Origin of the sequence: Ectopseudomonas chengduensis, assembly GCF_900102635.1 — a bacterium.
Taxonomy (GTDB): domain Bacteria; phylum Pseudomonadota; class Gammaproteobacteria; order Pseudomonadales; family Pseudomonadaceae; genus Aquipseudomonas; species Aquipseudomonas chengduensis.
In genome coordinates this window covers 157,385-170,134 of record NZ_FMZQ01000013.1, presented here as the reverse complement: position 1 = coordinate 170,134, position 12,750 = coordinate 157,385, and the positions used below count along the sequence as shown (strand labels likewise).

Genomic DNA, 12,750 nt, shown 5'->3' with positions numbered 1-12,750 from the left:
CGCGGGCACGGCCCGTTCTACGCCTGGTGATAACAACAATGAACGACACCACCCTCCACGCGCCGCAGCTGTCGCGGCGCAGCCTGCTCAAGGTCGGCCTGCTGGGCACCGCGCTGCTCGGCACCGCCGGGCTGACCGCCACCTTAAGCGGCTGTTCGGCCAGCACGCCGGCCAGCGGCTACCTGATCCTGCGCAGCAGCGACCTGCCCTTTCTGCGCGCGCTGATCCCGGTGATGCTCGATGGCGCCGTGACCGCGCAGCAGATGCCCCAGGCCGTCGACGGCACGCTCAAGAGCCTCGATACCAGCCTGGCGCACCTGTCGCCGGAGATGCGGGGGCTCACCGTGCAACTGTTCGACGTGCTGGCCCTGCCCGTCACCCGCGGCCCGCTCACCGGCGTCTGGGGCAGCTGGGACAAGGCCAGTGGCGACGACGTGCGGCAGTTCCTCACCCGCTGGCAGAACAGCAGCCTGAGCTTGCTGCGCATGGGCCACGCCTCGCTGCTGCAGCTGGTGATGATGGCCTGGTACAGCCGCCAGGAAGCCTGGGCGCATTGTGGCTACCCCGGGCCACCTACGGTCTAGTTGTAGGAGCCGGCTTGCCGGCGATTGCTGGATCGCCGGCAAGCCGGCTCCTACCAGGGCTGCGCCGTCCATAACAACAAGAGAATTCGAAATGCCCGTACCCGATTTGTTCAAGCAAGGCCTGGCCAGGGGCTGGAAGACATACGACGGTTCGCGTCTGGAAAACGATCTGACGCTGGAAGCCGATGTCGCCATCGTCGGCAGCGGCGCCGGTGGTGGCACCACGGCGGAAATCCTCAGCGCGGCGGGTTACAAGGTGCTGCTGATCGAAGAAGGCCCACTGAAGACCAGCGACGACTTCAAGATGCAGGAAGCCGACGCCTACCCGTCGCTCTATCAGGAAGGAATCGGGCGCATGAGCAAGGACGGCGCCATCACCATCCTCCAGGGCCGTGCGGTCGGCGGTACCACGCTGATCAACTGGACCAGCAGCTTTCGCACCCCGCCACAGACCCTGGCGCATTGGGCAGAGGTGCACGGTGTGGCAGGGCATGATGAAGCAGCCATGGCGCCCTGGTTCGAGAGAATGGAACAGCGCCTGGGCGTTGCGCCCTGGGCGGTGCCGCCCAATGCCAACAACGAGGTGTTGCGCAGCGGTTGCGACAAGCTCGGCTATCACTGGTCGCCGATCCCGCGCAACGTACGCGGCTGCTGGAACCTAGGCTATTGCGGCATGGGCTGCCCGACCAACGCCAAGCAGTCGATGCTGGTCACTACCATCCCCGCCACCCTCGACGCCGGCGGCGAGCTGCTCTACCTGGCGCGCGCCGACAAGCTGCTGATCGAGGGCGACAAGGTGGTCGGCATCGACTGCCTGGGCATGGACGAGCGCTGCGTGGCGCCCAACGGCAAGCGCATCCGGGTCAAGGCGCGGCACTACGTGCTGGCCGGCGGTGGCATCAACACGCCCGGCATCCTGCTGCGCTCCAATACGCCCGACCCGCACCAGCGCGTCGGCCGGCGCACCTACCTGCACCTGGTGAACTTCTCCGCGGCGCAGTTCGAGCAAGTCATCAACCCTTTCTACGGTGCGCCGCAGTCGGTCTACTCGGATCATTTCCAGTGGGACGACGGCACTCGCGGGCGGCTCTCCTACAAACTGGAAGTGCCGCCACTGCAGCCGGCGCTGACCGCCACCCTGCTCGGCGACTTCGGTCGCAAGAATGCCCTGCGCATGGCGCAACTGCCGCACACCAACGTGATGCTCGCCCTGCTGCGCGACGGTTTCCACGAAGACAGCGCCGAAGGGCGCGTCGAGCTGCGGGGCGATGGCAGCCCGGTGCTCGACTACCAGATGACCGACTACACCTGGGATGGCGTGCGCCGCGCCTACCTGACCATGGCGGAAATCCAGTTCGCCGCCGGTGCCAAGGCGGTGATACCGACCCATGCCGATGCGCGTTACGTCGGCAGTTGGAAGGAGGCCCGGGACATGATCGAGAACCTCGACCTGGCGCTGTACCGCACCCGCCTGGGCAGTGCTCACGTGATGGGCGGCTGCGCCATGGGCGAGGATGCACAGCAGGCAGTGGTCGACAGCCTGGGCCGGCACCATCACCTGGCCAACCTGTCGATCCACGACGGTTCGCTATTTCCCACCAGCATCGGCGCCAACCCCCAACTGTCGATCTACGGCCTGACCGCCAAGCTTGCGACGCTGCTGGCCGAGCGGCTGAAAAGCCCGAGCTAGACGCCACTGCCCTGGCATGGGAGAACGCAACGCAGGCCGTGGCTTGGCCGCTGGCATGCGCTGCGCTACCATCCGACTCCTTTTCGACCCGCCAGGACGTCCCGATGAATCGAGTGTTATACCCCGGCACCTTCGACCCCATCACCAAGGGCCACGGTGATCTGGTCGAACGCGCCGCGCGCCTGTTCGATCACGTTATCATCGCCGTCGCCGCCAGCCCCAAGAAGAACCCTCTGTTTTCCCTGGAGCAACGCGTCGAGCTGGCCCGCGAGGTTACCAAGCACCTGCCCAACGTCGAAGTGATGGGTTTTTCGTCGCTGCTGGCGCACTTCGTCAAGGAGCAGAACGCCAATGTCTTCCTGCGCGGCCTGCGCGCGGTGTCGGACTTCGAATATGAATTCCAGCTGGCCAACATGAACCGTCAACTGGCGCCGGACGTGGAAAGCCTGTTCCTCACGCCATCGGAAAAGTATTCCTTCATCTCCTCGACCCTGGTGCGCGAGATCGCAGCCCTGGGCGGCGATATCACCAAGTTCGTCCACCCTGCCGTGGCCGACGCGCTGAACGAGCGTTTTCGCAAAAGCTAAGCAAGATCGACTTTTAGCAGGAGCCCCGCCCCGGGGCGAAGCTTGTCTGGCGAACCTCAGATTCGCGGCGGGGCGCCGCTCCTACAGTGAGCGGTGCCTAACTGTCCAGCCTCATGGCACAAGCCGCACCAATCCGGCACAATTGCGCCATTGTTGTCTGCCAGTGTCGAAGCCTGCGCCTCGACAGGAGTTGCCCCATGTCCCTGATCATCACCGACGATTGCATCAACTGCGACGTCTGCGAACCCGAGTGCCCCAACGGCGCCATTTCCCAGGGTGAGGAGATCTACGTGATCGACCCCAACCTGTGCACCGAGTGCGTTGGCCACTACGATGAGCCGCAATGCCAGCAGGTGTGCCCGGTGGACTGCATCCCGCTCGACGAGAACAATGTCGAGAGCAAGGATGAGCTGATGCACAAATACCGCATCATCACCGGCAAGGCCTGATTCTCCCCGGGAGGCCGCCGGTCTCCCGTTTCCTCCGCGCCCGTTCTGCCCTTCGCCTGAACAAGGCTGTTAAGCTTCCAGCCTCCTTCAGCCGCCCCTCGGTAGATCGCATGTTGCGCAAACTCCTGCTATCGACCCTGCTGCTCGGCGCCAGCCTGCTGGCCCAGGCAGCCCCGCAGCAACCCGCCATTGCCACCGCCCACCCTGCCGCCACGGCCGCTGCGCAGCAGATGCTCGACGCCGGCGGCAATGCCTTCGACGCCGCCGTCGCTGCCAGCGCTGCCCTGGCCGTGGTCGAACCCTACGGCTCAGGCCTTGGCGGCGGCGGCTTCTTCCTGCTGCGCACTGCCGGCGATACGCCAGGCTACGACTTCCTCGATGCCCGCGAACGCGCACCGCTGGAAGCCAAACCGAATCTGTATGTCCGCGATGGCAAGGTGCAGCGCGAGTTGTCGCTCAACGGCGCACTGGCTGCCGCCATTCCGGGGCTGCCAGCAGCATTGGTCGAGCTGGCGGAGAAGCACGGCCGCTTGCCGCTGAAAACCAGCCTGGCCCCGGCCATTGCCCTGGCCAACGAGGGCTTCGCGGTCGATCGTGTCTACCGCGAGCGCGCGACCTGGCGCCTGGCAGCGCTGCGTGACGATGCCGAAAGCGCCAAGCTCTTTCTCGACCGGGGCGAAATCCCCGCCGAGGGCCATCTGCTGCGTCAGACGGATCTAGCCACCACCCTGCAGGCGCTGGCCGAACATGGCCGGGAGGGTTTCTATAACGGCCCGATAGCCGAGCGCCTGATCAAAGGCGTGCGCCATGCCGGCGGTATCTGGACCGAGGATGACCTGCGTGAGTACCGTATTGCCCGCCGTGCGCCGCTACATTTCCCCCTGGAAGATGGCCGCGAGCTGATCAGCGCACCGCCGCCCTCGGCGGGCGGTATAGCCCTGGCGCAGAGCCTGGCGATTCTCGAACAACTGCCCTGGCGCGACGCCGAGCCCGTACAGCGCGTGCACTATGTGGTCGAGGCACTGCGCCGCGCCTACCGTGACCGGGGCCTGCTCGGCGACCCGGACTTCGTCAAGAATCCGGTCGAGCAACTGCTTTCGCCTGGGCATCTGGCTGTACTGGCCGGCAGCATCGACCCCGAACGCGCCACACCCAGCGCCAGCCTGCCGCCGGCCGGCACCTGGCACGAGGGCGACCACACCACCCACTTTGCCGTGCTCGATGCCGAAGGCAATGCTGTCGCTGCAACGCTGTCGATCAACCTGCCCTTTGGCGCCGCCTTCACCGTACCCGGCACCGGTGTACTGCTCAACGACGAGATGGACGACTTCGCCGCCGACGTACAGGGCGCCAACGCCTACGGCCTGACCGGCAGCCAGGCCAATGCGATTGCCGGAGGCAAGCGGCCGCTGTCGTCGATGAGCCCCAGCTTTATCGAGAGCAGCGACGAGTTCGCTGCCTTCGGCACACCGGGCGGCAGCCGTATCCCCAGCATGGTGCTGCTGTCGATGCTCGAGTACCTGGACGACAAGCCCATCGAGCGCTGGCCGGCGGTGGCGCGCTACCACCACCAGTTCCTGCCCGACGTGATCGAGCACGAGCCGGACACCTTCAACGATGAGCAGATCGCCGAGCTGCAACGACGCGGCTACGAACTCAAGCGCCTGGATCGGCAGTACGGTAATCAGCAGGTGCTTTTCTGGGACAAGGTCAGCGGCGAAGTGAAGGCCGCGAGCGATCCTCGCGGGATTGGCACAGCGACGCCTTGAAGCGCAGCGACCAAATGTAACCGCAGCCCGGATGAAATCCGGGGGTGTCGAGGCCTCAAAGCCCCGGATTTCATCCGGGCTACCAAACCTCAGGAAAGCCGGATCAGGCTCTCCTGCTCCTCACCAAACTTGCGCAATTCGCGGAACAGCGCCTGCTCGTTGCCCAGCATCAGCACGTTGCGCAGGCTCTGGAAAATACGGCTGACATAACCCAGGTCGTTCATCAGCGAGCTGGTCTGCAGGCCATCCAGACGGCCGTCGCGTACCTCGGCGAACAGGCGCTGACGAAACCTCGCATCGAAGCTCGCCGCCTGCTCATCCAACCAACGCAGGCGTGACTGCCACATTTCGTCAGGCATGTCCGAGCGTGCCAACTCACGCACCTCGTGCAGGGTGGTGAGCAAATGGCGACGCAGCTCCACATAGGCATCACGCACCGCCGAGGGTGGTGCGTCCAGATAATGGCCAAGATTCTTCTGCAGGTGCTTGGCGTCTTTGACCGCATCCACCAGTTGCAGCGCCGCCAACTGGCAACTGACCCAGAACTGCTGATGCGCTTCGTCCATGGGCAGTTCCATGCGCCCCATGAAGCTCAGCAGATCGCCATACACACCCTTGATATGGAATTGGTACAAGTGCTCCGCATCGAAGCCGCCCTGCGTGGGCTTGGCCTGCAGCAGTTGCTCATCCGCCCGTGCACGCGCCAACTGATCAACCGGCAGATAGAGTGCATGGCAGATCACCTCCAGGCTCAAGCGGCCAAGGTGCCCCAGCTCCTGCACCACCGCGCCGGAGGCGGCATCCACCGAATCCAACGCCCGTTCGTTGAGGTAGCGCGCACGAGTTCGCTCGGGCTCGGCGACTTTCTCGCTCGCCAGTTCGGTGATCAGTACCTGTGGCTCGCTACGTTCCGGCAGCCAGCGGATCAACAACTGCGCCAGACGCCCCTGCAGCGGCCAGAACAGCGCAACGCCCATGGCATTGAACAGGGTGTGGAACATCGCCAGTTGGATCAGGCTGTTTTCGCCAAGCCCCAGCGGTTCGGCCAGCGCGTGCACCAGCCAGGTCAGCGGCTCGAGCAGGATGAATGCCAGCACGCCAGTGACCACGTTGAACAGCACATGGGCCAGGGCAAGGCGCTGCCCGCTGCGGTTGCCGCCCAGCGAGCCGACGAAGCCGGTGGTCACACTGCTGCCGATATTGGAGCCAATGGCAATGGCCAGACTCTGGCTCAACTCCAGCTGACCGCCAGCCAACGCTGCGAGAGTCAGCATCAGGGTCGCATGGCTGGATTGCAGCACCACGGTGATGGCCATGCCTATTGCGGTGAACAGCAGCGCGCCGCGTAGCCCGCCTTCCTGGTATGCACTCATGTCCAGACCATCGCCAAAGCTGGCGAAGCCTTCCTTGATCTGATCGATCCCCAGGAAGATGAAGGCAACGCCTAACACGATACGCCCGGCCGCCTTGCTCTTCGCCCCGAAGAAACCGGCCAGCACACCGAACACCAGCAATGGCAAGGCCAGCGGACTGAGGCTGAGGTTCTGTCCCGCCAGCGCCAGCAACCAGATACCGCTGGTGGCGCCGAGGTTGGCGCCGAAAAGAATGGCGATGCCGCCCGCCAGTTGGATCAGCCCGGTGCTGATAAAGGCGATGGTCAGCAGCGACACCAGGGTGCTGGACTGCAGCAACAAGGTGCCGCCGACGCCGAACAACAGACTCTTGAAGGATGTCGAGGTGCTGCGCCCAAGTATCTGCTCCAGCTTGCTGCCCGCCAGTTGGCGCAAGCCCTCTTCCAGGCACTGCATGCCGAACAGGAAGATCGCCAGCCCGGCGCAGAGTTGCAGCCAGCCCTGGCTGAACCAGAACGAGGCGATCAGCCCCATTACCACCAGCAGCAATATCACCCAGCGCAGGTACTTCATCACTACCGCTTCTTCCTTTTCTCGGCGTTAAAACGTAACGGCCCCTCGCCTCGATGAGGAGGAGAGAGGCCGCGACAAGCAGTGCAGCGAATCAGTCTTGCTTGTAGCCGCTGCTGGTGCAGCCCAGGCAGCGTACGAAGGCTTCTTTGCCCGGCGCTACCACGAGGGACTGCGCTGCCTCGCCGACGTTACCGCCCAGCGCGGTGAACGGCAGGCTGACGATGAAGGCTGCAGCACCGATCGCAGTGGCGCCGATCAGCAGGGGGCGGGCGATGAGCAGATCACCAATCATGGCATAGCCCTTGGGCGCCTCGACGGTGTACAACGGATCACCACTGGCGTTCTGCTGAACCACTTCCGCTTGCGCCGATAGCGCCAGCAGGCCAGAGGTCAGCGCCAGGACAGCGGCGGAAGTGCGGAACGCTTTCATGGATCGATCCTTCAGATTATTCGGGAAAGTGCCAGTAACTATAACAGCGCATTGATAATTGTCAGCGTGACGGACGTCAATCGCCGTGAAAGGCATATTCCGGCTTTTTCGGTACGTATGGACGAAAGAACGCCAGCATGGCCGCCAAGTCGGCTTGCTCGTCACCTGTTGGCAAAAAGGTCGGGCCGATCACCACCCGTCGATTCTGGTAATCCAGCGCGCCCAGCACTATGGGTACGCCCGCGCCCAGCGCAATATGGTAGAAGCCCATCTTCCAGCGCTCGACCTTCTTGCGCGTGCCTTCGGGCGACAGCACCAGAATGAACTCGTCATGCTCGCGAAAGGCCTGAATGGCCTGTTCGACGGTGTTCAACTTGCGGTCCCGGCGAATCGCAATGCCGCCCCAACTGCGCATCAGGCCGCCGAAGGGCCAGCGAAAGATGCTGTGCTTGCCGAACCAGCGCGCGTTGAGACGCAGCACGAACTTCAGCGCAATGAAGATCACGAAGTCCCAGTTGGACGTGTGGTGGGCGCCGATGGCGACGAACTTGTCGAGCTTGGGCAACTCGCCCTCGATGCGCCAGCCCATGAGTTTCAGCACGCCGCGCCCCAGCCATTGGGCAGCTGGATTGCGCGGTAGATAGTTGCCGGACATCTAACACCTTCGTTTTTCTTATTTTTATGCCGTAGGGCGGGTGCAACCCGCCATTGAAATCCCGGCGGGTTTCACCCGCCCTACGACTCACCCATATCCAGCGGATCGTTATCTGCTCAGCGCTGGCACTTGGGACAGTAGACACTCGCCCGCTGGCCCAGCTTGACCTCACGTAGCGTGCTGCCGCAGACCTTGCAGAACTCGCCGCCGCGCCCGTAGGCGAACAGCTCCTGCTGGAAGTAGCCGGGCTGGCCATCGCCACCGACGAAGTCGCGCAAGGTGGTGCCGCCACGCTCGATGGCATGAGCGAGGATGCGCTTGATCTCATCGGCCAGGCGCAGGTAGCGCGCCCGCGAAATCGAGCCCGCCTCACGACGCGGATCAATACCGGCGGCGAACAGCGCTTCGGTGGCGTAGATATTGCCCACGCCGACGACCACGGCGTTATCCATGATGAAGGGTTTGACCGCCATGCTGCGCCCGCGCGACATCTGGAACAGGCGCTCACCCTCGAACAATCCGCCCAACGGCTCAGGGCCGAGCTTGCTGAGCAGCTCGTGGCGCAGCGGATCTTCGCTCCACAGCAGCGCGCCGAAACGCCGCGGGTCGGTGTAACGCAGCGCCAGGCCGGACTCCAGCTCGATATCCACATGCTCATGCTTGGCTGCGGCCAGGCCACACTCGACCAGACGCAGACTGCCAGACATACCCAGATGACTGATCAGACTGCCGACTTCGGCCTTGATCAGCAGGTACTTGGCGCGGCGCTCGACGCACTCGATTCGCTGGCCGGACAGACGCACGTCCAGGTCTTCGGGGATGGGCCAGCGCAGACGGCGCTCACGCACGATGACGCGGCTGACGCGCTGACCCTCGAGATAGGGGGCGATACCGCGGCGGGTAGTTTCGACTTCGGGTAATTCAGGCATGGCAATACAACAGGAAAACGGCGGTTCGCCACCTTAGCAGGAGCTGCGCAGCAAGCGGTAGGGTAAGCCGCCTACACGCTCAGTTGCACGGCGGCGCAACCCCACGAAGACTCAGAGCACCGCCAGATCGCGGATGCTTTCGCGCAGGTTCTCGAAGTCATACTCCGACAACCCCAGATACTCGAGAATCGGCTGCGCGATGTGCTGCCACTCCATGTCGATGGCCTGCCCACCCTGCACGCGATGCGTCTCGCAGATGTGCTCGGCCATCTTGAGAATGCCCAGCAGCGTCTTCAACTGAGCGTCACGCCCCGAGTCATCGCTGAAGATCGACAAGGCATTGTGGTGGTTGGCAATGACCTCGCAGAGGTGCTCCGGCAGGCGCCAGGAGCGCGCGGTGAAATAGCCGACCACGGCATGGTTGGTGGTCAGCAGGCGATTCTCGGTATCGACCACACGCCGCTCTTCACTGGCACTGGCGTAGGCCTCCTCCAGCACCTGCATGTAGTTGGGGAAGCGCTTGAGCATCAGCGGGATGCCGCAGTCGTGGAACAGCCCAAGGCTGTAGGCTTCGTCAGGCGAGTGATAACCGAGGCGCTTGGCCAGGGTCAGGCAGGTCATCGCCACGTCCTGGGCACTGTCCCAGAAGCGGTTGAGCACCAGGATCGCTTCGTCGGTCAGCTCGCCTTTGATCGACTGCGCATTGATCAGGTTGATCACGGTGTTGCAGCCCATCAGATTGACCGCCTGCTGGATCGAAGCGATGCGGTTGGCCAGGCCGAAGTGTGGCGAGTTGACGATCTTCAGCAGCGCGCCGGACAGCCCCGGGTCCTGACTGATCAGCTTGGCGATGCTGCGCAGATCGGGGCTGGGCATGATCTGTTCCATCTGCAGATCGACCATGATCTGTGGTTGCGGCGGTACGCTGATCCCCTGCAGGACTTGCTGGATCTGTTCGGCGGTAAGTTCGTAGGTCATGAAAGAGGGATCGTGCAGGGTGAGAAGTAGCGCACAGTCTAGCCAAAGCACCGACCTGCTCGCAGCCGACTTTTGTAAACGCCGGCCCCGTGTGCAAACCGCTATAATCCCGCTCTTTTCCCCGCGGAGCCCGAACTCATGTCTTCCCTGCCCAGTCTGCGCCTGAAAGCCAACGCCGACCGACGCCTGCGCGCCGGCCACCTGTGGGTCTACAGCAACGAGATCGATGTCGCCGCCACCCCGCTGCATGGTTTTGCCGCCGGGGACCAGGCTGTTCTCGAAGCCGCCGGCGGCAAGCCGCTGGGCATCGTCGCCATGAGTCCGAACAACCTGATCTGCGCGCGTCTGCTGTCACGCGACGTCAAGCACGTGCTGGACAAATCCCTGCTGGTGCATCGCCTCAACGTCTGCCTGTCGCTGCGCGAGCGCCTGTTCGACAAGCCCTGCTACCGCCTGGTGTATGGCGACTCCGACCTGCTACCGGGCCTGGTGGTCGACCGCTTCTTCGACATTCTGGTGGTGCAGCTGGCTTCGGCCACCATGGAGGCACACAAGGACGACGTGCTCGCCGCGCTGATCCAAGTGTGCAAACCCAGCGGCATCCTGTTCAAGAACGACTCCAGCGCGCGCGACGCCGAAGGTCTCGAACGCTACGTGGCGACTGCCTACGGCGAGGTGCCGGAGTGGGTAGCGCTGGAAGAGAACGGCGTGAAGTTCGAAGCACCGGTTATCGAAGGGCAGAAGACCGGCTGGTTCTATGACCACCGCATGAACCGCGCGCGCCTGGCGCCCTATGTCAAAGGCAAGCGCGTGCTCGACCTGTTCAGCTACATCGGCGGCTGGGGCGTGCAGGCCGCAGCGTTCGGCGCCAGCGAAGTGTTCTGCGTGGACGCCTCGGCCTTCGCCCTCGACGGCGTGGAACGTAATGCCACGCTCAACGGTTTCGCCGAAAAGGTCACCTGCGTCGAAGGTGACGTGTTCGCCGCCCTGCGTGAACTGAAGTCCGCCGAAGAGCGCTTCGACGTGGTGATCGCCGACCCACCCGCCTTCATCAAGCGCAAGAAGGACATCAAGAACGGCGAAGCGGCCTACCGGCGCCTCAACGAAACCGCCATGCGCCTGCTGAACAAGGACGGCATCCTGGTCAGCGCCAGTTGCTCCATGCACCTGGAAGAGGACAACCTGCAGAACATTCTGCTGACCAGCGCCCGCCATCTGGATCGCAACATTCAACTACTCGAGCGCGGCGCCCAGGGCCCCGATCATCCGGTACACCCGGCGATCAACGAGACCCGCTACATCAAAAGCCTGACCATGCGCCTACTGCCCAATAGTTGAGCAGCCTGCACCTGCCGAGTGCGTGTCGGCAGGTGCCCCTCACTTCCCGCGCTGTTACCTCCCCCCACACCCGCCTCGCATCTCTCCCAGCATCGACTAGGCTTGAACCTGCATAGCAGAGCGCTATCAGCCGGCCATCAGTCATCTGGCTTGCTTATTGCTTTTAGCTATCAACATAACGATCGCCTCCCACGAAGGGGGTGAATCGACTCAGAAGTTGGAGCCTTGGCCACGAGCTGACTCCACATTGCGGACAGCGGGGAGGACTATGACTGCGCAGGCTGGGAACGACGCGTTCCTGCGATTCACCAACGTCAAGAAGACCTACGATCACAAGACCCTGGTGGTCAAGGACTTCAACCTCAACGTGGCCAAGGGCGAGTTCATCACCCTGCTCGGCCCTTCAGGCTCAGGCAAAACCACCTGCCTGATGATGCTCGCCGGCTTCGAGGACGTAACCAGCGGCGAGATCCTGATCAACGGCCGCAACGTCACCAGCATCGCCCCCTACGCTCGCAACATCGGCATGGTCTTCCAGCAGTACGCGCTGTTCCCGCACATGACCATCCGCGAGAACCTGGCCTACCCACTGAAAATCCGCAAATTGCCCAAGGACGAGATTCGCGCCAAGGTCGAGGAGTACCTCGCCCTGGTCGAACTGCAGGCCTTCGGCGGCCGCTACCCCGCCCAGCTTTCCGGCGGCCAGCGCCAGCGCGTGGCCCTGGCCCGCGCGCTGATCTTCGCCCCGGACATCGTGCTGATGGACGAGCCGCTCGGCGCACTGGACAAGAAGCTGCGCGAGCAGATGCAGTTCGAGATCAAGCGCCTGCACGAGCAGCTCGGCTTCACCGTGATCTACGTCACCCACGACCAGACCGAAGCGCTGACCATGAGCGACCGCATCGCCGTGTTCAATAACGGCGTGGTGCAGCAATGCGCCGCGCCGCACGTGCTCTACGAACGCCCAGCCAACATGTTCGTCGCCGACTTCATCGGCGAAAGCAACAAGCTCTCCGGCGTGATCGAGGCAGTCGAGGCTGATCGCGTCCAGGTGCGCCTCGACGATGGCGGCCTGGTCCGCACGCTGAAAGCCAACTGCACCGAAGTCGGCCAGGCCACCACGGTGTCGGTACGCCCGGAAAAGCTCAATTTCACCGACCGCCTTGGCGCCGCCGGCAATCAGGTCAAGGCCCGCTTCGTCACCCGCCACTACGTGGGCGAATACATCCGCTACCACTTCGAAACCGCCAGCGGCAGCGAGCTGGTGGTGAAGAACCTGAACGACAGTTCAGCCCCGCAACTCAGCGCTCAGCAGGAAATCGCCCTCGCCTGGCTGCCGGAAGACAGCCAGGCGCTGGATCGATCGGAAGTGCCGAAGACGCTCTGACCCCACAACTAGTAGAAGCAAATGGAGCA

At 63.6% G+C, this 12,750-nt stretch carries 12 protein-coding genes; 7 read left to right on the top strand and 5 right to left on the bottom strand.

The features are described from left to right. Nucleotides 1-38 precede the first annotated feature (38 nt). The 5 genes from BLS08_RS19595 to ggt all read left to right on the top strand — a co-directional run bounded on the left by BLS08_RS19595 (nucleotide 39) and on the right by ggt (nucleotide 5,079). Nucleotides 39-584: a twin-arginine translocation pathway signal protein gene (locus BLS08_RS19595; RefSeq protein ID WP_090337290.1), complete on the top strand. Its 546-nt coding sequence runs from the start codon at nucleotides 39-41 to the stop codon at nucleotides 582-584. A 91-nt stretch (nucleotides 585-675) separates the two neighbouring features. Beyond that, the gene (locus tag BLS08_RS19590; RefSeq protein WP_090337289.1) at nucleotides 676-2,274 is read left to right on the top strand and encodes a GMC family oxidoreductase; all 1,599 of its coding nucleotides are present in this window, start codon (nucleotides 676-678) and stop codon (nucleotides 2,272-2,274) included. 104 nt (nucleotides 2,275-2,378) lie between these two features. Continuing rightward, a complete protein-coding gene (coaD, locus tag BLS08_RS19585) occupies nucleotides 2,379-2,861 on the top strand; it encodes a pantetheine-phosphate adenylyltransferase (protein ID WP_003464016.1) in 483 nt (160 codons plus the stop codon). 197 nt (nucleotides 2,862-3,058) lie between these two features. Then, the gene (locus tag BLS08_RS19580) at nucleotides 3,059-3,310 is read left to right on the top strand and encodes a YfhL family 4Fe-4S dicluster ferredoxin (protein ID WP_003464019.1); all 252 of its coding nucleotides are present in this window, start codon (nucleotides 3,059-3,061) and stop codon (nucleotides 3,308-3,310) included. 110 nt (nucleotides 3,311-3,420) lie between these two features. Continuing rightward, nucleotides 3,421-5,079, top strand: coding sequence for a gamma-glutamyltransferase (ggt, locus tag BLS08_RS19575; protein WP_090337287.1), 1,659 nt, complete (start codon nucleotides 3,421-3,423; stop codon nucleotides 5,077-5,079). 89 nt (nucleotides 5,080-5,168) lie between these two features. Here ggt and BLS08_RS19570 read toward each other — a convergent pair whose 3' ends face one another. The 5 genes from BLS08_RS19570 to BLS08_RS19550 all read right to left on the bottom strand — a co-directional run bounded on the left by BLS08_RS19570 (nucleotide 5,169) and on the right by BLS08_RS19550 (nucleotide 9,996). Further along, complete coding sequence (locus BLS08_RS19570; protein ID WP_090337286.1) at nucleotides 5,169-7,004, bottom strand: Na/Pi cotransporter family protein; 1,836 nt, start codon at nucleotides 7,002-7,004, stop codon at nucleotides 5,169-5,171. 91 nt (nucleotides 7,005-7,095) lie between these two features. Continuing rightward, entirely contained in the window at nucleotides 7,096-7,434 is a 339-nt protein-coding gene (locus BLS08_RS19565) for a multidrug transporter (protein ID WP_090337284.1), read from the bottom strand. Between the two features lie 76 nt (nucleotides 7,435-7,510). Then, on the bottom strand, nucleotides 7,511-8,089 hold the full coding sequence (locus BLS08_RS19560) for a lysophospholipid acyltransferase family protein (RefSeq protein ID WP_003464031.1): 579 nt from the start codon (nucleotides 8,087-8,089) through the stop codon (nucleotides 7,511-7,513). A 116-nt stretch (nucleotides 8,090-8,205) separates the two neighbouring features. Next, on the bottom strand, nucleotides 8,206-9,018 hold the full coding sequence (gene mutM, locus BLS08_RS19555) for a bifunctional DNA-formamidopyrimidine glycosylase/DNA-(apurinic or apyrimidinic site) lyase (RefSeq protein WP_003464034.1): 813 nt from the start codon (nucleotides 9,016-9,018) through the stop codon (nucleotides 8,206-8,208). A gap of 111 nt (nucleotides 9,019-9,129) precedes the next feature. After that, nucleotides 9,130-9,996: an HDOD domain-containing protein gene (locus BLS08_RS19550; RefSeq protein ID WP_039965300.1), complete on the bottom strand. Its 867-nt coding sequence runs from the start codon at nucleotides 9,994-9,996 to the stop codon at nucleotides 9,130-9,132. Between the two features lie 138 nt (nucleotides 9,997-10,134). Here BLS08_RS19550 and BLS08_RS19545 point away from each other — a divergent pair, with 138 nt between their 5' ends. Continuing rightward, the gene (locus BLS08_RS19545; RefSeq protein WP_045735708.1) at nucleotides 10,135-11,334 is read left to right on the top strand and encodes a class I SAM-dependent rRNA methyltransferase; all 1,200 of its coding nucleotides are present in this window, start codon (nucleotides 10,135-10,137) and stop codon (nucleotides 11,332-11,334) included. Nucleotides 11,335-11,602: 268 nt separating this feature from the next. Beyond that, complete coding sequence (locus BLS08_RS19540; RefSeq protein ID WP_090337283.1) at nucleotides 11,603-12,721, top strand: ABC transporter ATP-binding protein; 1,119 nt, start codon at nucleotides 11,603-11,605, stop codon at nucleotides 12,719-12,721. The last annotated feature ends 29 nt before the right edge of the window (nucleotides 12,722-12,750 follow it).

Excerpts from the sequence above, each read along its gene's own strand:
- BLS08_RS19545 (WP_045735708.1), top strand. The coding sequence starts at position 10,135 with ATGTCTTCCCTGCCCAGTCTGCGCCTGAAAGCCAACGCCGACCGACGC.
- mutM (WP_003464034.1), bottom strand. The coding sequence starts at position 9,018 with ATGCCTGAATTACCCGAAGTCGAAACTACCCGCCGCGGTATCGCCCCC.
- BLS08_RS19580 (WP_003464019.1), top strand. The coding sequence starts at position 3,059 with ATGTCCCTGATCATCACCGACGATTGCATCAACTGCGACGTCTGCGAA.
- BLS08_RS19590 (WP_090337289.1), top strand. The coding sequence starts at position 676 with ATGCCCGTACCCGATTTGTTCAAGCAAGGCCTGGCCAGGGGCTGGAAG.
- BLS08_RS19540 (WP_090337283.1), top strand. The coding sequence starts at position 11,603 with ATGACTGCGCAGGCTGGGAACGACGCGTTCCTGCGATTCACCAACGTC.
- coaD (WP_003464016.1), top strand. The coding sequence starts at position 2,379 with ATGAATCGAGTGTTATACCCCGGCACCTTCGACCCCATCACCAAGGGC.
- ggt (WP_090337287.1), top strand. The coding sequence starts at position 3,421 with ATGTTGCGCAAACTCCTGCTATCGACCCTGCTGCTCGGCGCCAGCCTG.
- BLS08_RS19595 (WP_090337290.1), top strand. The coding sequence starts at position 39 with ATGAACGACACCACCCTCCACGCGCCGCAGCTGTCGCGGCGCAGCCTG.
- BLS08_RS19560 (WP_003464031.1), bottom strand. The coding sequence starts at position 8,089 with ATGTCCGGCAACTATCTACCGCGCAATCCAGCTGCCCAATGGCTGGGG.
- BLS08_RS19565 (WP_090337284.1), bottom strand. The coding sequence starts at position 7,434 with ATGAAAGCGTTCCGCACTTCCGCCGCTGTCCTGGCGCTGACCTCTGGC.
- BLS08_RS19550 (WP_039965300.1), bottom strand. The coding sequence starts at position 9,996 with ATGACCTACGAACTTACCGCCGAACAGATCCAGCAAGTCCTGCAGGGG.
- BLS08_RS19570 (WP_090337286.1), bottom strand. The coding sequence starts at position 7,004 with ATGAAGTACCTGCGCTGGGTGATATTGCTGCTGGTGGTAATGGGGCTG.